This is a genomic window from Brucella pecoris, from assembly GCF_006376675.1.
Classification (GTDB): Bacteria; Pseudomonadota; Alphaproteobacteria; order Rhizobiales; family Rhizobiaceae; genus Brucella; species Brucella pecoris.
In genome coordinates this window covers 441510-461967 of the sequence record NZ_VEWK01000004.1, presented here as the reverse complement: position 1 = coordinate 461967, position 20458 = coordinate 441510, and the positions used below count along the sequence as shown (strand labels likewise).

The window sequence follows — 20458 nt, the reverse complement described above, 5'->3', positions numbered from 1 at the left end:
TCACCTCCAAGTCATCGACCGGATACCATCCCGGTCAAACGGTGATTGCGCACCACGCGCCATGCTCGGCGCACCCAGTAAAAGCCCCGGAAATCCGGGGCTTTTTCGTTTCTGATTATTACTCACCGCGACGTTTCTTGCTGTAACCGCCGCCTTCGGGCTTTTTGCCGCCCTTCTTGAAGTCGTCCCCGCGGGAGAAATCACGTGGCTTGTCGCCGCCCTTCGAGCGGTCGCCTTTATAGCCATCGCTCTTGTAGCCGTCCCGGAAGCCGCCTTCCTTGAACTTGTCACCACGCGGCTTGAAGCCACCCTTGCCTTCGCGCGGGGCAGCGTCGCCGCCTGCACCTGCAACGGCAGTGCGGATCACAAGACCCTTTTCACCGGTGCCGCGTTCTTCGACCGAACGGCGGAACTCATCAGCCTTGGACGCAGTGATTTCAAAGCGGGTTTCATTGTCGAAAATCTTGATCGAGCCGACATCGCGTTTGGAAACATCGCCCGCCTTGCAGATGAGCGGAAGCAGCCATTTCGGATCGGCGCGATGCTTGCGACCGGCAGAAACCGAAAACCAAACACCATCGAACGAAGCGTTACGGTCGAAGCGTTCACCCGGTTCGCCGCGCTCACGGCGCTCGCCGCGTTCGAAGCGGTCGCCACGGTCAGAACGCTCGCCTTTTTCAAAACGATCTCTTGGCTTCTTGCCGCCAACGGGATGCACCGGTGCATCGGAAACTTCTTCCGCCGCCGGATAGGAAGCCACTTCGCGGTTGAGAAAAGCGGCGGCAATCTGTTCCGGCGTATAACGCTCGGTCAGCGCCTTCAGGAGATCCTGATATTCTTCTTCAACGGACTGGTTGAAGACTTCAGCGTTCAAAATGCGCTCGTTGGTCTTAGCCTGAACCGCAGCAATGCTCGGTGCCGGAACCGTCTGCGCGTCGAGCTTGGCCATCTGCAAAAGACGCTCGGCAGTACGGCGGCGCGAGAAAGGCACGACCAGAACACAGGTGCCCTTGCGACCGGCACGGCCTGTGCGGCCTGAACGGTGCAGCATCGTTTCAGGATTGTTCGGCAGATCGGCGTGAACAACGAGGTCGAGATTGGGCAGATCGATACCGCGTGCGGCAACATCGGTTGCAACGCAGACGCGGGCGCGACCGTCACGCATTGCCTGCAATGCGTTGTTGCGTTCGGCCTGGCTCAACTCACCCGACAGCGCAACCACGGCAAAGCCGCGATTGGAAAGCCGGCTTGCCATATGCTTCACCGCTTCACGGGTAGAGCAGAAAATGATCGAGTTCTGTGAATCGTAATAGAGCAGCGTGTTGATGATCGCGTGGTCGCGCTCATGCGGCGGCACCGGCATGGCGACATAGTCGATGTCGGCGTGCTGGCTGGTTTCGCTCTGAACTGTCAGGCGCAGCGCGTCGTTCTGGAAACGCTTGGCAAGCTGGGCAATCGGCTTCGGCACGGTTGCCGAGAACATCAGCGTGCGGCGGTCTTCCGGCGCTTCACCGAGAATGAATTCGAGATCCTCGCGGAACCCCATGTCGAGCATTTCGTCGGCCTCATCGAGGACGACGACGCGAAGTTCGGACATGTCGAGCGCATTGCGGGTGATATGGTCGCGCAGACGGCCGGGCGTGCCGACAACGATATGCGAACCGCGCTCAAGCGCACGGCGCTCCGTGCGTATATCCATGCCGCCAACGCAGGATGCGATGCGCGCACCGGTATCGGCATAAAGCCATTCCAGTTCGCGGCGTACCTGAAGCGCCAATTCGCGCGTCGGTGCGATGATCATGGCAAGCGGCGCACCGGCATCGCCGAAACGCAGCTCGTCTTCGAGGATGGTGTTGGCCATGGAAAGGCCGAAAGCAACCGTCTTTCCCGATCCGGTCTGTGCGGAGACGAGAAGATCAGCGTCGAGCGTTTCGGGCGCTAGGACAGCGTTTTGAACGGCAGTGAGTGTATTGTAACCGCGAGCGGCTAATGCTCCGGACAGAGCCGGAGCGATGGTTTCGGGCAAAGACATGAACCACTTTCACGAAAAAAGCTTCTCAAGTCGTATACCCATCGGTCGTGAACCCACTTGTTCACGACTCCCCTGACGACCACCGAAGCAACAGAATTGATGCTTCCCTATAGGGTTAGCGTCGTGAGGTCAACCGGGAGAGACCCTAGAGCGCAGTTCGATCCGATTGAATCGTATCGGCGCTCTGGTCCTTTTTGACGCGCTTTTGGCCCGAAAACCGTTTCACACTTTTCGGAATACGCTTTAATGGGCCTCATCCCAGTTATGCGCTGCGCGCGCATCGACATGCAGTGGCACTGTAAGCGAGACGGCAGGCATCGCCGCATTTTCCATAACGTGGCGAACCACTGGAATGGTCTTTTCGACTTCATTATCAGGTACTTCGAAGATCAGTTCGTCATGCACCTGCAGCAACATGCGTGCGGCTAGACTTTGCTCAGCCAGTGCATCTTCCATGCGGATCATGGCGCGGCGGATAATATCTGCGGCAGAACCCTGTATCGGTGCATTGATTGCCGCGCGTTCGTTGAAGGCGCGGACCTGCGGATTGGATGCCCTGATATCGGGATAATGCGCACGGCGCCCGAAAATCGTTTCGACATAACCATGTTCACGCGCGAAAGCCTTGGTCGCTTCCATATAATCCTTGATGCCGGGGAAACGTTCGAAATAGGTGCGGATATATTGCCCGGCTTCTTCGCGCGGAATCGACAACTGGTTCGCCAGACCGAATGCGGAAATGCCGTAGATGATGCCGAAATTGATCGCCTTGGCGCGGCGGCGCACTTCCGAAGGCATGCCTTCGACCGGCACGCCGAACATTTCGGATGCCGTCATGGCGTGAATGTCTATGCCGTCGGCAAAGGCCTGTTTCAATTGCGCAATATCGGCCACATGCGCGAGCACGCGCAGCTCGATCTGGCTGTAATCGGCGGAAACCAGCTTATTGCCAGGTTCGGCGATGAAGGCTGTCCTGATCTTGCGGCCTTCTGCAGTGCGAACCGGAATATTCTGCAAGTTCGGATCGGATGATGAAAGACGTCCGGTCGAGGTGGACCCCATCGCATAGGACGTATGAACGCGCTTTGTCTCCGGGTTGATGAATCCCGGCAGCGCATCGGTATAGGTGGATTTGAGCTTGGTGAGCTGGCGCCAGTCAACGATCTTGCGCGGCAGCGGATGGCCTTCGGCGGCCAGATCTTCCAGCACTTGTGCAGATGTGGACCATTGGCCGGTCTTGGTCTTGGACGCGCCCGGCAGACCCATCTTGCCGAACAGAATATCGCCAAGCTGCTTCGGCGAACCGATGGTGAACTTTTCGCCTGCCAATTCGTAAATCTCGTCTTCATAGGCGGCGGCGGACTGCGCCAGATCGCCGGAAAGACGCGACAGCACCTGACGATCTACGGAGATGCCCCGCTCTTCCATGCGCGCCAGCACGTCGACCAGTGGACGTTCCAGACGTTCATAGACCGACATGAGACCCTCGGCTGCGAGGCGCGGCTTCAGCACCTGCCACAGACGCAGCGTCACATCGGCGTCTTCTGCCGCGTATGCCGTGGCGCGGTCGAGATCGACCATATCGAAGCCGATGGCGCTCTTGCCGCTGCCCGCCACCTCTTTGTAGGGAATTGGCGTATGGCCGAGCCAGCGCTCGGACAATGGGTCCATGCCATGACTGCCCGTGCCCGCATCCAGCACATAGGAAATCAGCATCGTATCGTCGAAAGACACGGTGTTGATCCCATGACGGCGCATGACCAGCCAGTCATATTTCATGTTCTGCGCGATCTTGAGAACGGACGCATCTTCAAGCACGATCTTCAAAGCGGCGAGCGCTTCACCCAGCGGAATTTGTCCCTCGACCATGCCACCGCCGAGAAGATCACCCGCACCGGATTTATGCTGGAGCGGGATATAAGCGGCTTTACCCGGCGCCAGCGCCAACGAAAAGCCGACCAGCTCCGCCTGCATCGGATCGAGCGAAGTCGTTTCCGTATCGAAAGCCAGAACGCCGGTTTCGATCGCTTCGGCCAGCCAAAGCTTCAGCGTGGCTATGTCGCGAATGCAGCTATAGGCACTGGTATCAATCTTCTGTGCGGTGGCTTCTGCCGCCCGCTTCTCCACGAGCCCCTTCGGTGTATAGCCCTGATCTGTTGTGGGAACAGCAGGAACAGAGGCCGTTGCCGGTTGCTGCCCGGCATCATCAGCCTTGGCGGGAACGTCAAGATCCGGACCATGAGCGTCCGCGCCCCAGTCAGTTTCCACATGACATGGCTCGATGGCAGAAGCGTCTGTGTCGGTTGCCTCGGCCACCCGGCGGGTAAGCGAGGTGAATTCCATCGCCTTCAGGAAGCCGATCAGCTTTGGTCCATTCTGCGGCTCCAGCACCAGCGCATCGAGATCCGCATCCAGCGGAACGTCGGTCCTGAGTGTAACCAGTTCGCGCGAAATCTTCGTCTGATCGGCAAAGGCCAGAATGTTCTCGCGGCGCTTGTTCTGCTTGATTTCAGAAGCACGGGCCAACAGCGTGTCGAGATCGCCGAATTCTTCCAGCAATTGCGCTGCCGTCTTCGGCCCGATGCCCGGAATGCCCGGAACATTATCGGTGCTGTCGCCGGTCAGCGATTGCAAGTCAATCATCTTTTCCGGCGGAACGCCCCATTTCTCGATCACTTCCGGGATCGAAATCTGTTTGTCCTTCATGCTGTCATACATCGACACGCTTGGCGTCACGAGCTGCATGAGGTCCTTGTCGGACGAAACGATGGTGACATCACCGCCTGCCTGCTCGGCGATACGGGCATAGGTCGCGATCAGATCGTCGGCTTCGAACCCTTCCTTCTCTATACAGGGCAGATTGAACGCGCGCGTTGCCTGACGGATGAGACCGAACTGCGGAATGAGATCTTCCGGCGGCGCGGTGCGATTGGCCTTGTATTCAGGATAGATTTCATTGCGGAACGTTTTCGACGAATAGTCGAAAATAACCGCGAAATGGGTCGGCACCACGCCGACATCCGTATTGCGCGCATCCTTCAAGAGCTTCCACAGCATGTTGCAGAAGCCCGAGACGGCACCAACCGGCAGACCATCCGTTTTGCGGGTCAGCGGTGGCAGGGCATGATAGGCACGGAAAATATAGCCCGAGCCGTCAACGAGAAAGAGATGATCGCCTTTTTTCATGCCTGTTCCTTGTCCATGCGCAATTTCGGACGCAAAACCGCTTCGCACTTTTGCTGAAATTACTTCAGAATTAAAGGAAAGCGGCCATAAAGGAAACCGCCCCCGTGTCAGGAGAAACATCCGTCCACGTGAAAGAAAATCCATCACCTCGCGATCACACGTTTGTTACAGATTTGTAATCTTCCGTGCCCTTGAATAGCCACAGTTGAAAGGCCAAATTCAGGTCATCGACAGTTCGTCGGTCGCCGGTTTTCTGACCCGTCCCCCGTTGGATGCCGGATGTTGGCGGCAGCCTCATTCCCCTCTCCGGGCTGCCGCTTTGAGTGTAGTGATATGGCCGTTACGGTAACCCCCTCACCGTAGCGGCCAATTCATTTTCTGAAGGGCGGCCTTCTCTCAAATTAGGTTTCTTCTTGATGATGCTGGTTGTACTGTGCCGCCAGTTTTCTTCGACTCGTCCAAATTTTTTCGACAGGTCCAGTTTTTGATACATCAGGGAGCATCCATGTCCGCGCAATCGCTCGACAAAGTCCTTACCCATCTCGACACCAATCTCGACAAGAGCCTCGATCGCCTGTTCGATCTTCTGCGGATCAAATCGATTTCCACCGATCCGGCCTACAAGGCCGATTGCCGCAAGGCTGCGGAATGGCTGGTCGAGGATCTGAAGACGATCGGCTTCGATGCCAGTGTGCGCGATACGCCCGGCCACCCGATGGTTGTTGCCCATCACGAAGGTGCAACACCCGACGCGCCGCATGTGCTGTTCTACGGTCATTATGACGTGCAGCCGGTCGACCCGCTGAACCTGTGGGAAAACGACCCGTTTGCCCCCGCGATCAAGGACGTGGGTAATGGCCGCAAGATTCTGACCGGTCGCGGCACGTCCGACGACAAGGGCCAGCTCATGACCTTTGTGGAAGCCTGCCGCGCCTATAAGGCGATCAACGGCAATTTGCCGGTCAAGGTCACGCTCCTGTTTGAAGGCGAGGAAGAATCCGGCTCGCCGTCGCTGAAGCCTTTCCTGGATGCCAATAAGGAAGAGCTGAAGGCCGATGTGGCGCTTGTCTGCGACACGGCCATGTGGGACGCGGAAACGCCAGCCATCAGCGTCGGACTGCGCGGGCTGGTTGGCGAGGAAATCGTCATCAAGGCTGCTGACCGCGATCTGCATTCCGGCTTCTTCGGCGGCGCTGCAGCAAACCCGATCCACATCCTGACTAAAATTCTGGCTGACCTGCATGACGAAACCGGACGCGTGACGGTTCCCAACTTCTACGACGGCGTGGAAGAAACGCCGACACAGATTCTGAAGTCATGGGAAAGCCTTGGTCGCACGGCTGAAAACTTCCTCGGCCCGATCGGGCTGTCCATTCCATCCGGCGAAAAAGACCGCAGTGTGCTGGAACTGACATGGGCGCGTCCGACGGCGGAAGTCAACGGCATTATCGGCGGCTATACCGGCGAAGGCTTCAAGACCGTCATCGCGGCGGAAGCTTCCGCCAAGGTTTCCTTCCGCCTCGTGCACAGCCAAGACCCCGCCAAGATTCGCGAAGCCTTCCGTACATTCGTCAAGGAACGTATCCCAGCCGATTGCTCGGTGGAATTCCATCCGCATGGCGGCTCACCTGCCATCCAGCTACCCTATGATTCTCCGCTGGTTTCCAAGGCCAAGGATGCGCTTTCCGACGAATGGCCGAAGCCAGCCGTGCTGATCGCCATGGGTGGATCGATCCCGATTGTCGGCGACTTCGACAAGTTCCTTGGTATGGAATCGCTGCTGGTCGGCTTCGGCCTTGAGGATGACCGCATCCACTCGCCCAATGAAAAGTACGAGCTGAACTCCTTCCACAAGGGCCAGCGCTCATGGGCCAGAATTATGGCGGCCATTGCCGCCAAGTAAGGCCAGAATTATGGCCGCTATCGCTGCCAAATAAGGGACACGAGATGACTATCCGTTTTCATAAAAACGATCTGCCGAACCTCGACAATTATCAGGTCGACGCAGTCGCTATCGACACCGAAACGCTGGGCCTGAACCCACATCGCGACCGGCTCTGTGTCGTGCAGATTTCGCCCGGCGATGGCACCGCAGACGTGATCCAGATTGAAGCCGGCCAGAAGAAGGCGCCCAATCTGGTCAAGCTTTTGAAGGATCGCTCGATCACCAAGATCTTTCATTTCGGCCGCTTTGATCTGGCCGTGCTGGCGCACGCTTTCGGTACCATGCCGCAGCCTGTGTTCTGCACCAAGATCGCATCGAAGCTGACCCGCACCTATACAGACCGCCACGGCCTGAAAGAGCTTTGCAACGAGCTTCTCGACGTCTCGATTTCCAAGCAGCAACAGTCTTCGGACTGGGCAGCGGATATTCTCTCGCAGGCGCAGCTCGAATACGCGGCTTCCGACGTGCTCTATCTACATCGCCTGAAAGCCGTGCTCGAACAGCGGCTTGAACGCGACGGTCGCGCCAAGCAGGCCGAAGCCTGTTTCAAGTTCCTGCCGACGCGCTCGGAGCTTGATCTGATGGGCTGGCCGGAAGACGATATCTTCGCCCATAGCTGAGCGAAGATATCCGAACTCGAAATTAAACGGCGGCGGTAGCCGCCGTTTTCTTTTGCGGCACCTGATCGATATAGGCCCATGTCGGGCGGCGGAACAGAAACTGTCCATAGCCGCTCCACTGGATAAGGCCATAAAGCATGACCGGGCCAATGACGCCGCTCGCTGTCGTCAGAAGTGAGATTGTGCCGATATCGCCGATGCCAAGTTTCAACAGCACCGTGCGGGCAATGGCCATCGGCAGGAAGAATGCCAGATAGACGACGATTGAATGTGCGCCGAGCCAGCTCAACCCTCGGTGCAACCAGTTGCGTGCGGGCAGAAGGCTGAGAAGCGAAGAGATCGAAATAATCGCCAGCGCGCCCACCAACCCCAAGAGAAGTGAAACAACCGGCAGATCGCTGACAGCCCCACGCCCATCCAGAAGATCGCCTGCAGGCGTTATCAACGCGGCCAGGCTTTCCGGCACCGGCATGAAGACGAGCTTGTATTCGATAAAACCCCAGACGAGCAATCCGACAATACCGATCAGCGGGCGCTGACGCAGCCAGTCTGCGGCCCGGAAAATGGCGGGAGCAAAGGCATATCCCGCATAGAAATAGACGAAGCGCGAGCAGAACTCATCCACCATGACCCAGCCTGTATGGATCGGCAAGATTTCCAGAAATGCCAGCGTCGTAAAGGTCACCCCCACCGGCACATGCTTCAAAAGCCGTGTCGCGATGAAGAAAACCGGCAGGATATAGATGAACCAGAGTGTCCCGAACGGCTCGATGAATGCCATCAGATAGGCATTCACGATACCAAGGATTCCGGCTTCACTGGCGATACCCGGTGCCTTGAAAGCGAACTGGATCGTCAGCCACAGAATATAGAAGTAGAGAAAATGCACGACTTTACGGTCAAGATAGTGCCGCCACGGCCTGTCAATGACAAGCCTGAGGAAGAGGCCTGATATCATGAAAAAATCCGGCATTCGGAACGGCTTGGCGAAGGCGACCACATAGTGCATCCAGCCCTGCGCACCGGCTGCTTTTTCCACGCCGAGCGTGGAATGCATCATGACCACGAAGATGATGCAGATGCCCTTGGCAATATCGACCCAGTCGATCCGCCTTTTTATGCCGGTCGCATCATGCATTTCCGTTTCCCCTGCAAGTTCTGTCGCCTTCTATAACGTGAACGGCAGTGGAATTACATCCCGAACAGCGAGTGCAAGCCTGCGCCATATTGCGCCGGACTCATATCACGACTCCTCTCAGAGCACTCACGGGAACGTGTAATGCTTGGACGACATTCCCCTTGATGTGTCCCGTTTGCTACAGACATTTGACAGCAATCGCTTATATTAGAGATAAATATTGGTTCTGAGACTTTCCTTCAGGAGGTTTATCATGAAGCTCAAGGCCCTTCTTCTTGCATCGACTGTCGCCCTTGTGGCCGCCACGGGCGCAAAGGCTGCCGACGCTGTGATCGAACAGGAACCAGCTCCGGTTGTGATCGCACCGACCTTTACCTGGAACGGCGCTTACATCGGTGGCCAGATCGGCTATGGCTGGGGCAAGTCGAACTTTGATGGCGACATTTACAGCTATGGCAATGTCAAGCCGGACGGTTTCCTCGGTGGCGTTTATGCCGGTTATAACTTCGACCTCGGCAACAGCATCGTTCTCGGTATCGACGGTGACGTGACCTATAACGACGTCTCCAAGGGTATCAATGTTTACGACGGGAATGACGAAAACGTTGGCGACTTCGAAACCAAGCTTCGCTGGTCCGGTGCCGTTCGCGCCCGTGTCGGTTATGCGGTTGATCGCTTCATGCCTTACCTTGCCGGTGGTGTGGCCTTTGGCAACATCAAGAACAGCGGCAGCATTGACGGCGTTGGCAGCTTCTCCGAAAGCAAGACGCTTACCGGCTGGACCGCAGGCGCTGGCGTGGACTATGCGGCAACCGATAACCTGATCGTTCGCCTTGAATATCGCTACACCGACTATGGTGACAAGGATATCGACTTCGGCGGCCTGAACATCAATCAGGACTTCAAGACCAATGAAGTTCGCCTCGGTGTCGCATACAAGTTCTAGTTCCGGTTGAACATATCTTGAAAAGGGCCCCGCATTGCGGGGCCTTTTTTCGTTAATCAGGTTTTGAAATTCTTGCGGGTAACCTTAAATATAACTAAAATATAAATCTTATATTCTATTTATATAGAGATATATAAATAATACAAATTATAGTAGTAAATATTAATATATAAAGAAATTATAATACAATACTTGTGTTGCTATTATGTTACATACGTTTCCATGCATAAATACTATATACGATGCTATATCGATTATATTTATAGGAGTTTTCGATGAAGTTCAGAATTTTATTCGGTGCATCCCTGCTCGCAGTTGTTGCCAGCACCGGCGCCTATGCAGCGGACGCAATCGTTTCGCAGGAACCAGCTCCAATCGCAGCTCCTGCCTTCTCATGGGGCGGCGCATATATCGGTGGTGAAGTTGGCTGGGGCTGGGGCCGCGCCAAGCTTGACAACAAGTCCGCGGAACAGTCCAGCGAATTCAAGCCGAACGGCTTTATCGGCGGCGTCTATGCCGGTTACAATTTCGACATGGGCAACAACGTCATTCTCGGCGTCGACGGCAACTTCGATTATAATGACATGAAGAAGTCGCACGACTATATCTCGAACGGCAGGGCTGTTCAGACTTCGGCTGAGACGAAACTACAGTGGTCCGGCGCCGTTCGCGCACGTGCCGGCTATGCCGTTGACCGCTTCATGCCTTACATCGCCGGCGGTGTCGCCTTTGGTGGCGTGAAGAACTCGCTCAATATCGGCGGCAGCAACTATAATAGCGACAAGACCTTGACCGGCTGGACTGTTGGCACCGGCGTTGATTACGCTGCAACCGACAATATTCTGCTCCGTCTCGAATATCGCTACACTGATTTCGGCAACAAGGATTTCGGCCTGGGGGACATCAACACCCGTGGCTCGTTCAAGACCAACGACATCCGCCTCGGTGTCGCCTACAAGTTCTGATCAAGCTTCCGCTGCATTTGAAAGCCCCGCTTTGCGGGGCTTTTTTTATGTCATGCCTATAGCTCTGGTGACGCCAACTCTCAAGCTCGTGTATTTCCAGTTCAATTACAGTAAAATTGTGAGCAATTTAATATATCTTGAAACAAGCCCAATGTTAATCGCAAGCACTCCTTATGTAGTTAAATTTTATATATCTAAACTATATTAGTGTTGCATTTATAATACATACATTTCTGATCTAGCACTGTATAAGGCCGATGTTTCTTAAATAAAATAATTTTTCAGGAGTAAATTATGACTATAAAGGCATTTGCTATTGCGTCCGTATTCGCTGTCGTAGCGGCATCCGGTGCAAATGCGGCCGATCTTGTGCAACAGGATTATGCGCCAGCCGCCGCCCCGATCCTGGCTCCGTCCTTCTCGTGGAGCGGAGCTTACATCGGCGGCCAGGTCGGTTATGGCTTCGGCAAGTCGAAATTCAAGGAGAATCCAGATCCGACGGACCCAGACACGCTAGGTTCGGGTTCCCTTAAGCCAAATGGCTTTCTCGGCGGGGTTTACGCCGGTTATAATTTCGATATCGGAAACAATGTCATTCTTGGCGCTGACGGCGACTTCAATTATGGCAACTTGAAAAAGTCCCACAGTGAATTCGATCCCGATTTGGAGGGGAAAGTTTCTCTTGAATCGAAGCTGCAATGGTCTGGTGCCGTTCGCGGTCGTGTCGGTTACGCAATTGACCGTTTCATGCCCTACATCGCTGGCGGCGTGGCTTTCGGCAATGTGAAAACCTCGTTGCGCAGTGGAGACGACAGCTATAGCAGCAGCAAAACGATGACTGGATGGACGATCGGAACCGGTCTCGACTACGCCGCTACGGACAACGTCATTCTTCGCCTTGAATATCGCTACACTGACTTTGGCAAGAAGAACTTTTATGCTGGAAGCGACGATACCATCGGTACCAGTAACAAGTTCACCACGAACGACATCCGCCTCGGTGTCGCTTACAAGTTCTAAGCACAGTCAGGCTTACAATGATGAGAAAGGCCCCGCTCCTGCGGGGCCTTTTTTGTGTATGGATGATTTACGTCCCTTTAAACTGCCGCATTTACCCTGCACCGGATTAGGCCCTTATTTGCTTTTGCGGCACAAAATCCCGTAAAGCACGCAAGCATTATTCAAAATGACCGGTCAGCATCACGATTGGACCGGCGAACGGGTGGGCGGATCCAGGCTGATATGGCATCGCGTGACGACAAGAACCGGCGTATCGAACCTTCCTTCGGTGGCGAAGAGAAAAAAGATGATGAGGTTTTTCGCGTCGACGAGGAGGACCGCATGGCTCGCAAGCAGCAGCGCCGACGCAGGCAATCCGATGAACCGGAACCGCGCTCCTCGCGGCGCGGCAAGAAGACACCGCGCGGCTTCTTCGGCTTTCTGCGTCGGTCGATCTACTGGTGCCTCGTGCTGGGATTATGGGGCGGCATCGCCTTTGCGGGTATGCTGGTCTATTTCGCCGCCAAGATGCCGCCGACGACTGACTGGGCCATTCCTGATCGCCCGCCAAATGTGCGCATCGTCGACGTCAACGGCAATCTGATTGCCAATCGCGGTACCACCGGCGGCGAGGCCGTAGGCCTGCACGAGATGTCACCCTTCATCCCGAAAGCCGTCATCGCCATTGAGGACCGCCGCTTTTATTCGCATTTCGGCATAGACCCCATCGGCCTTGCCCGCGCAGTTGTCACCAATGTCGTTTCGGGCCGGGCCGTTCAGGGCGGCTCCACACTTACCCAACAGCTTGCCAAGAACCTGTTTCTTTCTCCCGACCGCACGCTTGAGCGCAAGGTGCAGGAAGTCATGCTCGCATTGTGGCTTGAGCACAAATACACCAAGGATCAGATTCTGGAGATGTATCTGAACCGGGTCTATCTCGGCTCCGGCGCTTTCGGCGTCGACGCGGCCTCGCGACGCTATTTCAACAAACCGGCCAAGGACGTGAATCTGATGGAAGCGGCCACGCTTGCTGGTCTTCTGAAGGCACCTTCGCGCCTTTCACCGGCCCGCGATCCGGAAGCCGCCGCCGCGCGCGCCAAGCTGGTACTGGGCGCCATGCGAGAGGAAGGCATGATCGACGACAGCCAAATGGCCATCGCCGAAAGCGAACCGATGACGCGTGCGCCATCCTACTGGCAGGGTTCGGAAAATTATGTTGCCGACAAGGTCGTCGCGGAACTGCCCGAACTGATCGGCGAAACGAAGGTCGACATCACCGTCCAGACCACCATCGATCTCAACCTGCAACGCGCTGGCGAAGAGGCAATCAAGGACCAGATTTCCCAAAGCGGGAAGAAGATGAATGCCAGCCAGGGCGCCCTTGTTTCCATCGACAGCACTGGCGCGGTTCGTGCGATGGTCGGCGGTGTCGATTACGCCACAAGCCAGTTCGACCGTGTTACCGACGCCCACCGCCAGCCCGCTTCCTCCTTCAAACCGTTTGTCTATCTGACGGCACTCGAACAGGGCCGCACGCCGGACTCGGTGCGCAATGACGCCCCGGTTCGCATCGGCAAATGGACGCCGAGCAACGATAACGGCAAGTATATGGGACAGGTAACGCTTGCGACCGCACTTTCCCACTCGTTGAACTCCGTTGCCGCTCAGCTCGTGATGGAAGTTGGCCCACAGACCGTGATCGACACCGCACACCGGCTCGGCGTGCAGTCGAAACTCGAACCGAATGCCTCGCTGGCACTTGGCACATCGGAGGTGACGCTGCTGGAACTGACCGATGCCTATGTGCCGTTTGCCAATGGCGGTTATCGCGCGCCGGTCTATTTCATCACCAATGTGACGGATTCGGATGGCAAGGTTCTTTATCAGAAGGAAGATGGCGTCGGCCCGCGTGTCATCGACGAGCGCAATGTCGGCATGATGAACGCGATGCTGCGGCGCACGGTTGAGGATGGGACGGCAAAGCGTGCCGCCTTCGGCTGGCCCGCAGCAGGCAAGACCGGCACCAGCCAGAATTTCCGTGACGCATGGTTTGTCGGCTATACGGCCAACCTTACGACCGGCGTATGGTTCGGCAATGATGACGGCAAGGGCATGAAGCGCGTGTTCGGCTCGACCCTTCCCGTTGCAGCCTGGAAAAACTTCATGAAGGAAGCGCACAAGGGCGTGCCCATCGCCGAGCTTCCCGGCCACTACGACATTCAGAACGTTGTCCCCGGCGGCAGCGACGGCATCGATCCGAATGCGCCTTACGATCCCAGCCTGATGCCGCAGGATTCCTATGGCAATCAGCCTATCGCCGGCAATGGTGATGACGGCTACTGGCCGCCAGCACCGGACTCTCCGGTTCGCAGCGGTATCCAGCAGTCGGGCCAGACAGGACGCCCGCTTGCCGAACAGCCCGGCGCTGCGACATATCCTGCCAATGCCAACGAAAACTACCGCCCGATGCCGCCTGGCGATGTGGGTGGCGGGCAGCCGCAGCAGTCAGGAAAATCCACGACATTACTCGACATCATCATGGGCAATTCGCAGTAGCACCGGCAAGGGCCGTCACCACAGGCGGCCTTTACGCGATCAGGTGAAGCAGCTTCGATGCAAGCTTGTTCCGGCGCTTTCCGATCTGATTGAATCAGATCGGCGCTCTCGTCATTTGCTTTGACGCCCATCATTTCCGAAAACCGTTTCACACTTTTCGTGATGCGCTTTAATTCCCCTCGAAATCTTGAGCGGCTTGGTCTATTCAAGATTGGAGAGCGAGGTTTCCATGTCCCAAGTCACCAAAACAGACGTTTCAGGTTCCGATACTTCCAAGGCGGATACCGAGCGCAAGACCCTGGTCCTGACCGGTGCCAGCCGCGGCATCGGCCACGCGACAGTGAAACGTTTTTCGCGTGCCGGATGGCGTGTCATCACCTGCTCGCGACAGGATTTTTCCGACAATTGCCCGTGGCCCGCAGGCCCGGAAGACCACATCAAGGTCGATCTCGCCGATCAGGAAGATGTGGGCAAGGCGATCTCGGAAATCCGCCGCCGCCTCGAAGCCGATGGCAGCAAGCTTCATGCACTGGTCAACAATGCCGGTATTTCACCGAAGGCCGAAGGTGGTCGCCGCATGAATTCGATGGAAACGCCAATGGCGGTATGGCGCGATGTATTTCAGGTGAACTTCATGGCACCGATCATGCTGGCACGTGGTCTTTTCAAGGAACTGGAAGCAGCACAAGGCTCGGTCGTTAACGTGACCTCGATCGCCGGTAGCCGCGTGCACCCCTTCGCCGGAACCGCCTATGCAACCTCGAAGGCTGCATTGGCTTCATTGACCCGCGAAATGGCTTCCGACTTCGGGCCTTACGGCATCCGCGTCAATGCCATTGCGCCGGGCGAAATCGATACGGCGATCCTTTCGCCAGGAACGGACAAGCTGGTGGAGCAGCTTCCGATGCGCCGCCTCGGAAAGACATCTGAAGTGGCGGAAACCATTTACTTCCTCTGCTCCGAAGCTTCATCCTACGTGACGGGGTCGGAAATTCACATCAATGGCGGCCAGCACGTCTGATATCCAGACAAGGCACGGAGATTGAAATTCTCCGTGCTTTTGTGCTTATGTCTGTTTCAATCGATTTAACAACCGAGTTGTGCCTTTATGATCCTTTGTTGCGGTGAATCCCTAATTGACATGCTGCCCCGCGAGACCGCAAACGGAGAGACTGCGTTCCAGCCTTTCGCGGGCGGCTCTGTCTTCAACACGGCCATCGCGCTTGGACGCCTGGACGTTCCCACCGGTTTCTTTTCCGGTATTTCGTCTGATTTTTTCGGCGAAGTGCTGCGCGATAATCTGGCACGATCCAATGTCGATTATTCCTTCGCCGCAATCTCGGACCGTCCGACAACACTGGCTTTCGTGCGCCTGGTCGACGGACAGGCACGTTATGCTTTCTACGATGAAAACACCGCAGGCCGCATGCTGGCCGAGAGCGACATGCCCTATGTCGATGACGCCATTGACGCCATGCTGTTCGGCTGCATCAGTCTGATTTCCGAACCGTGCGGCAGTGTCTATGAAGCGCTGATGGCCCGCGAAGCACCACGGCGGGTCATGTTCCTCGACCCGAATATCCGCGCCAGCTTCATCACCGACCGCGAAAAACATCTCGCCCGCATGAAGCGCATGATCGCGCTTGCCGATATCGTGAAGCTCTCGGACGAAGACCTCGCCTGGTTTGGCGAAAAGGGCAGCCACGACGAAATCGCCGCTGAATGGCTGAAGCTTGGGCCGAAACTGGTAGTCATCACCAAGGGTGCACATGGCGCCGACGCCTATACGGCCAAGGCAACCGTGCGCGTACCCGGTGTGAAGGTGGATGTGATCGACACCGTTGGCGCGGGCGACACAGTCAATGCCGGCATTCTTGCCAGCCTTCACAATCAGGGCCTTCTCGATAAGGATGCGCTTGCCGAACTGACCGACGATCAGATCCATTCCGCCGTCGCGCTCGGGGTCCGGGCTGCTGCTGTGACCGTCTCGCGCGCAGGTGCAAACCCACCATGGGCGCATGAGATGAAGGATTGACGCACGGCATAGCCGTGACATGATGCGTCTGGCCAGCTCGGCCTTTCCGGCAAGCCCGCAAAGGAATCCAGAACATCATGAGTATCGAATTTCTGCTGACATCCTTCATCATTGTTGCGTCCCCCGGCACTGGCGTGCTGGTGACACTTGCGGCAGGACTGTCTCGTGGTGCACGGGCCTCGATCATCGCAGCACTCGGCTGCACGCTCGGCATCGTGCCGCATATGCTAGCTGCCGTGACAGGGCTGGCGGCTCTGCTCCATGCCAGCGCACTGGCTTTCGAAATCATCAAATATGCGGGTGTCGCCTATCTGCTCTATATGGCGTGGATGACACTCAAGGAGCACGGCACACTGAAGATCGAGACCGACAACGCGCCGCGTTCGGACCGCGAGGTCATCTGGTCCGCGATCCTCGTCAACCTGCTGAATCCCAAACTGTCGATATTCTTCTTTGCCTTCCTGCCGCAATTCGTGAACACGCAGCAGGGCGGGACGGTAGTCCGCATGGTGGAACTATCGCTGGTCTTCATGGCCATGACATTCGTGGTGTTTGCGTTCTACGGTGTGTTCGCGGCTGCCGTTCGTAACCAGATCATCTCGCGCCCCGCCGTGCTTGCATGGATGCGCCGCAGCTTTGCTGCCGCCTTCGTCGCGCTCGGGGCAAAACTTGCGCTGACCGAACGATAGACCATGGCCCAGAATATTTATGATCGTGATGATTTCTTCACCGCTTACAGCCAGTTGCCGCGCTCGGTACACGGGTTGGAAGGCGCACCTGAATGGCCCTTTGTCCGCTCCCTTCTACCCGATCTGACCGACCGTGATGTTGCCGATCTCGGTTGCGGCTTTGGCTGGTTTTGCCGCTTCGCCCGCGAACAGGGTGCTGCCTCCGTCATCGGCTACGATCTTTCGGAGAACATGCTCGAACGTGCGCGCCGCGACACACAGGACGATTCCGTTCGCTATATCCAGGCGGATATGGAGGCGCTGGAGCTTCCGGAAGCACGCTTCGATCTCGTCTACAGTTCCCTGGCTTTTCACTATATTCGCGATTTCCCGCGCCTTTTGAGAACGATCCATTCAGCATTGCGGGCGCAAAGCCGGTTCGTATTCACGATCGAGCATCCGATCTTCATGGCGCCGTTCGCGCCTGGCTGGATCGAAGAAAGCAACGGCCAGAAACGATGGCCCATCGACCATTATGCCGTGGAAGGCGAGCGGCGAACTGACTGGCTGGCAGAGGGCGTCATCAAGTATCACCGCCGCCTCAGCACGATCATCAACGCGCTGATCGAAGCCGGCTTTGCCATCAATCGGCTGGAAGAATGGCGCCCGTCGCCAGATCAGATCGCAGAATGGCCGGCACTGTCGGAGGAAATGGAGCGACCTATGCTGTTGATAGTCTCCGCTAGTGTGGTGGATTTGAAGTTCCTGTCAGTTGCGAGGCATCCGCGTTGAGGAACTTCAAATCCGTAAACCACACTAGATTCAATATGTTACTAGTGTGGCTTTGAATCCGAAATTCGTTCACGGCGCTGCTCCTAAGTGATGCGAATTTCGAATTCGCCACACTAGCCGACAGACTGCTTGACCGGCCACATTTCACGCTTTTTATTGGGGTGGGCGGGACACGAATCAGACTGGCGAGGAGAAACCATTGGACGTGTTGCGTATTGCAGCCTTTTCGCAAGGCAATCAGGGTGGCAATCCCGCTGGAGTGTTGATCGCCGACCGCCTGCCCTCCCCGCAAGATATGCAGAAAATCGCAAAGGAAGTCGGCTTTTCCGAAACAGCCTTTGCCGCGCCTGACGGCGATAGCTGGCGCGTTCGTTATTTTGCGCCGGAAATGGAAGTCCCGTTCTGCGGCCATGCCACCATTGCGCTTGGCGCAGCGTTGGCCATGCGCATGGGCGACGGCCGTTTCGCGCTCAAGCTCAACAATAACGATATCAGTGTCGAAAGACGCAAGGAAGGCGAGCTGTTTGCGGCCAGCCTGCAATCGCCACCGACGCGACAGCGTGCCGCCAACGATGCGGAAGTGGAACAGGCGCTGGCGCTGTTCAGTTTCGAAAAAGACGATCTGGCGCCCGGCCTCGCACCGGCACTGATCCATGCAGGGGCCGACCATATCGTGCTTCCGCTTCGTTCACGCGAAAAGCTGGCTTCGATGCATTACGACATGGCACGCGGACGCACCTTGATGAACCGGCAGGGCTGGACGACGATCCTGCTCATCTATTCCGAGACACCAAAGCGCTTCCACAGCCGCAACCCGTTTGCATCCGGCGGAGTTTATGAGGACCCGGCGACTGGTGCAGCCACAGCGGCCTTTGCCGCCTATCTGCGTGATAGCGGCTGGCCGCATGGCGGCGAGATCGAGGTCTTTCAGGGTGAAGATATGGGCAGCCCGTCACATCTGCGCGCCCAGATCGGCAATGAGCGCGGCGGCTCCATTCGCGTTTCGGGCACCGCACGGTTGATGGAATAGAGCATGTCTCCCGAAAATGGAAACCGGTTTCGGGATAAAGATATGCGTAAAAACAAATAGAGCATTTCCAGCAAAAGTGCGAAGCGGTTTTGCGTCGGATAATGCGTGAAAACAAATAGATAGAGCGGTTCCGACGATTCCGTTTAAACCGGAACCGCTCTAGACAGCGCTGCAGCTCGTCACACGCGGACGAGCTGCTCCACCCGTTCCTCATTCCCGAAGAACTTGAGATAACGCGCCACTTCCTTGGGATCGCCTGTTGCTTTCTGCGGATTGTCGGAAAGCTTGACCGCCGGATGGCCGTTGGCATCCGTCACCTTACAGACCAGCGAAATCGCATTCAGCCCTTCGATTTCCTTCGGGGCACAGCCCGCAAAATCATTGGTGAGATTTGTACCCCAGCCGAAGCTCATGCGCACACGCCCTTCGAAATGACGGTAAGTCTCCTCGATCGTGTCCACATCGAGCGCGTCGGAAAAGATCAGCAGCTTTTCGCGCGGATCCTTGCCGCGTGACTTCCACCATTCGATGATGCGCTCGCCGCCTTCGATGGGTGGAGCGCTGTCCGGGCGGAAGCCGGTCCAGTCTGCAACCCAGTCGGGTGCACTGCGCAGGAATGCAGCCGTACCGAAAGCATCGGGCAGAACGATCAGAAGATTGCCGCCATAGTAACGGTTCCAGTCCTGCAGCACGCGATAAGGCGCTGAGCGCAATTCGTCGTCGGTCTTGGCGAGCGCAGCCAATACCATCGGCAATTCATGCGCATTGGTGCCGAGCGCCTCGAGGTCCGTATCCATGGCCAGAAGCACATTGCTGGTGCCGGTAAAGGCATCGCCGATGCCTTCCTTCAGTGCTTCGACGCACCAGCGCTGCCACAGGAAGGAATGGCGGCGACGCGTGCCGAAGTCGGAAATCTTCAGGCCGGGAAGCTGGCGCAGGCGCTCGACCTTGCTCCACATCTTCGCTTTGGCGCGGGCATAAAGCACGTCGAGCGAAAACGGGCCGAGGTTTTTCATTGCCGCGCGCGAACGCAGTTCGTTGATGATGGCGAGTGCTGGAATTTCCCACATGGTCGTGTGCGACCACGGTCCATGGAAATGCAACTCGTACTGGCCATCCTTGCGGCGCAGCTCATATTCCGGGAGCTGGAAATCGTGCAGCCAGTTCAGGAACTCGGGCTGGAATATCTGCTTGCGGCCATAAAAACTGTTACCTGCCAGCCAGATCATTTCCTTCTTGGAGAAGCGCAGCGTGCGGGCATGGTCGAGCTGCGCACGCAATTCGCCCTCGTCGATCTCATCGGCAAGACGCACGGAGGTCGTGCGGTTGATGAGCGAGAAGGTTGCATCCACCTTGGGGTAAAGACCCCAGATCATCTGCAGCATCAGAAGCTTGTAGAAATCCGTATCCAGAAGGCTGCGGACGATGGGATCGAGCTTCCATGCGTGATTGTAGACGCGGCGCGCAATATCAGTCTTGGCCATGACGGCCTCCATTGCATGAACATGTACTGCAACCGCCCCCAAAAGGAATTGCAGCAAAAAGA

The 20458-nt window shown here is 56.6% G+C and carries 15 protein-coding genes; 11 read left to right on the top strand and 4 right to left on the bottom strand.

Features of this window, described 5'->3' with window-relative positions:
• Positions 1-118 precede the first annotated feature (118 nt).
• Both FIB18_RS11160 and polA read right to left on the bottom strand, forming a co-directional pair.
• Positions 119-2032 carry a DEAD/DEAH box helicase gene (locus FIB18_RS11160; RefSeq protein ID WP_140020758.1) on the bottom strand — a complete coding sequence of 638 codons (1914 nt, stop codon included), beginning with the start codon at positions 2030-2032 and terminating at the stop codon, positions 119-121.
• Between the two features lie 243 nt (positions 2033-2275).
• Positions 2276-5218: a DNA polymerase I gene (gene polA / locus FIB18_RS11155; protein WP_140020757.1), complete on the bottom strand. Its 2943-nt coding sequence runs from the start codon at positions 5216-5218 to the stop codon at positions 2276-2278.
• Positions 5219-5723: 505 nt separating this feature from the next.
• Here polA and FIB18_RS11145 point away from each other — a divergent pair.
• Together FIB18_RS11145 and FIB18_RS11140 are read left to right on the top strand one after the other, a co-directional pair.
• The gene (locus tag FIB18_RS11145; RefSeq protein ID WP_140020756.1) at positions 5724-7121 is read left to right on the top strand and encodes a dipeptidase; all 1398 of its coding nucleotides are present in this window, start codon (positions 5724-5726) and stop codon (positions 7119-7121) included.
• A gap of 44 nt (positions 7122-7165) precedes the next feature.
• Entirely contained in the window at positions 7166-7783 is a 618-nt protein-coding gene (locus FIB18_RS11140; RefSeq protein ID WP_140020755.1) for a ribonuclease D, read from the top strand.
• Positions 7784-7805: 22 nt separating this feature from the next.
• Here FIB18_RS11140 and FIB18_RS11135 read toward each other — a convergent pair whose 3' ends face one another.
• Positions 7806-8921 (bottom strand): acyltransferase family protein, encoded by a 1116-nt coding sequence (locus FIB18_RS11135; RefSeq protein WP_140020754.1) that lies wholly within the window; start codon positions 8919-8921, stop codon positions 7806-7808.
• 253 nt (positions 8922-9174) lie between these two features.
• On the opposite strand from FIB18_RS11135, the gene FIB18_RS11130 reads away from it, so the two are divergent.
• The 9 genes from FIB18_RS11130 (at position 9175) to FIB18_RS11090 (ending at position 18912) form a co-directional block, all read left to right on the top strand.
• Positions 9175-9867 carry an outer membrane protein gene (locus FIB18_RS11130; protein ID WP_140020753.1) on the top strand — a complete coding sequence of 231 codons (693 nt, stop codon included), beginning with the start codon at positions 9175-9177 and terminating at the stop codon, positions 9865-9867.
• Positions 9868-10142: 275 nt separating this feature from the next.
• Positions 10143-10832 carry an outer membrane protein gene (locus FIB18_RS11125; RefSeq protein ID WP_140020752.1) on the top strand — a complete coding sequence of 230 codons (690 nt, stop codon included), beginning with the start codon at positions 10143-10145 and terminating at the stop codon, positions 10830-10832.
• Between the two features lie 294 nt (positions 10833-11126).
• Positions 11127-11852 carry an outer membrane protein gene (locus tag FIB18_RS11120; RefSeq protein ID WP_140020751.1) on the top strand — a complete coding sequence of 242 codons (726 nt, stop codon included), beginning with the start codon at positions 11127-11129 and terminating at the stop codon, positions 11850-11852.
• 222 nt (positions 11853-12074) lie between these two features.
• Complete coding sequence (locus FIB18_RS11115) at positions 12075-14387, top strand: transglycosylase domain-containing protein (RefSeq protein WP_140020750.1); 2313 nt, start codon at positions 12075-12077, stop codon at positions 14385-14387.
• A gap of 229 nt (positions 14388-14616) precedes the next feature.
• A complete protein-coding gene (locus FIB18_RS11110) occupies positions 14617-15408 on the top strand; it encodes an SDR family NAD(P)-dependent oxidoreductase (protein ID WP_140020749.1) in 792 nt (263 codons plus the stop codon).
• An 87-nt stretch (positions 15409-15495) separates the two neighbouring features.
• Positions 15496-16422 carry a carbohydrate kinase family protein gene (locus tag FIB18_RS11105; protein ID WP_140020748.1) on the top strand — a complete coding sequence of 309 codons (927 nt, stop codon included), beginning with the start codon at positions 15496-15498 and terminating at the stop codon, positions 16420-16422.
• A gap of 77 nt (positions 16423-16499) precedes the next feature.
• Positions 16500-17111 carry a LysE family translocator gene (locus tag FIB18_RS11100; protein ID WP_140020747.1) on the top strand — a complete coding sequence of 204 codons (612 nt, stop codon included), beginning with the start codon at positions 16500-16502 and terminating at the stop codon, positions 17109-17111.
• 3 nt (positions 17112-17114) lie between these two features.
• Positions 17115-17882 (top strand): class I SAM-dependent methyltransferase, encoded by a 768-nt coding sequence (locus FIB18_RS11095; protein WP_140020746.1) that lies wholly within the window; start codon positions 17115-17117, stop codon positions 17880-17882.
• Positions 17883-18081: 199 nt separating this feature from the next.
• Positions 18082-18912, top strand: a complete 831-nt coding sequence (locus tag FIB18_RS11090; RefSeq protein WP_140020745.1) for a PhzF family phenazine biosynthesis protein — start codon at positions 18082-18084, stop codon at positions 18910-18912.
• Between the two features lie 179 nt (positions 18913-19091).
• Here FIB18_RS11090 and pncB read toward each other — a convergent pair whose 3' ends face one another.
• Complete coding sequence (gene pncB / locus FIB18_RS11085) at positions 19092-20396, bottom strand: nicotinate phosphoribosyltransferase (protein WP_140020744.1); 1305 nt, start codon at positions 20394-20396, stop codon at positions 19092-19094.
• Positions 20397-20458: the final 62 nt, after the last annotated feature.

Excerpts from the sequence above, each read along its gene's own strand:
- FIB18_RS11160 (WP_140020758.1), bottom strand. The coding sequence starts at position 2,032 with ATGTCTTTGCCCGAAACCATCGCTCCGGCTCTGTCCGGAGCATTAGCC.
- polA (WP_140020757.1), bottom strand. The coding sequence starts at position 5,218 with ATGAAAAAAGGCGATCATCTCTTTCTCGTTGACGGCTCGGGCTATATT.
- FIB18_RS11145 (WP_140020756.1), top strand. The coding sequence starts at position 5,724 with ATGTCCGCGCAATCGCTCGACAAAGTCCTTACCCATCTCGACACCAAT.
- FIB18_RS11140 (WP_140020755.1), top strand. The coding sequence starts at position 7,166 with ATGACTATCCGTTTTCATAAAAACGATCTGCCGAACCTCGACAATTAT.
- FIB18_RS11135 (WP_140020754.1), bottom strand. The coding sequence starts at position 8,921 with ATGCATGATGCGACCGGCATAAAAAGGCGGATCGACTGGGTCGATATT.
- FIB18_RS11130 (WP_140020753.1), top strand. The coding sequence starts at position 9,175 with ATGAAGCTCAAGGCCCTTCTTCTTGCATCGACTGTCGCCCTTGTGGCC.
- FIB18_RS11125 (WP_140020752.1), top strand. The coding sequence starts at position 10,143 with ATGAAGTTCAGAATTTTATTCGGTGCATCCCTGCTCGCAGTTGTTGCC.
- FIB18_RS11120 (WP_140020751.1), top strand. The coding sequence starts at position 11,127 with ATGACTATAAAGGCATTTGCTATTGCGTCCGTATTCGCTGTCGTAGCG.
- FIB18_RS11115 (WP_140020750.1), top strand. The coding sequence starts at position 12,075 with ATGGCATCGCGTGACGACAAGAACCGGCGTATCGAACCTTCCTTCGGT.
- FIB18_RS11110 (WP_140020749.1), top strand. The coding sequence starts at position 14,617 with ATGTCCCAAGTCACCAAAACAGACGTTTCAGGTTCCGATACTTCCAAG.
- FIB18_RS11105 (WP_140020748.1), top strand. The coding sequence starts at position 15,496 with ATGATCCTTTGTTGCGGTGAATCCCTAATTGACATGCTGCCCCGCGAG.
- FIB18_RS11100 (WP_140020747.1), top strand. The coding sequence starts at position 16,500 with ATGAGTATCGAATTTCTGCTGACATCCTTCATCATTGTTGCGTCCCCC.
- FIB18_RS11095 (WP_140020746.1), top strand. The coding sequence starts at position 17,115 with ATGGCCCAGAATATTTATGATCGTGATGATTTCTTCACCGCTTACAGC.
- pncB (WP_140020744.1), bottom strand. The coding sequence starts at position 20,396 with ATGGCCAAGACTGATATTGCGCGCCGCGTCTACAATCACGCATGGAAG.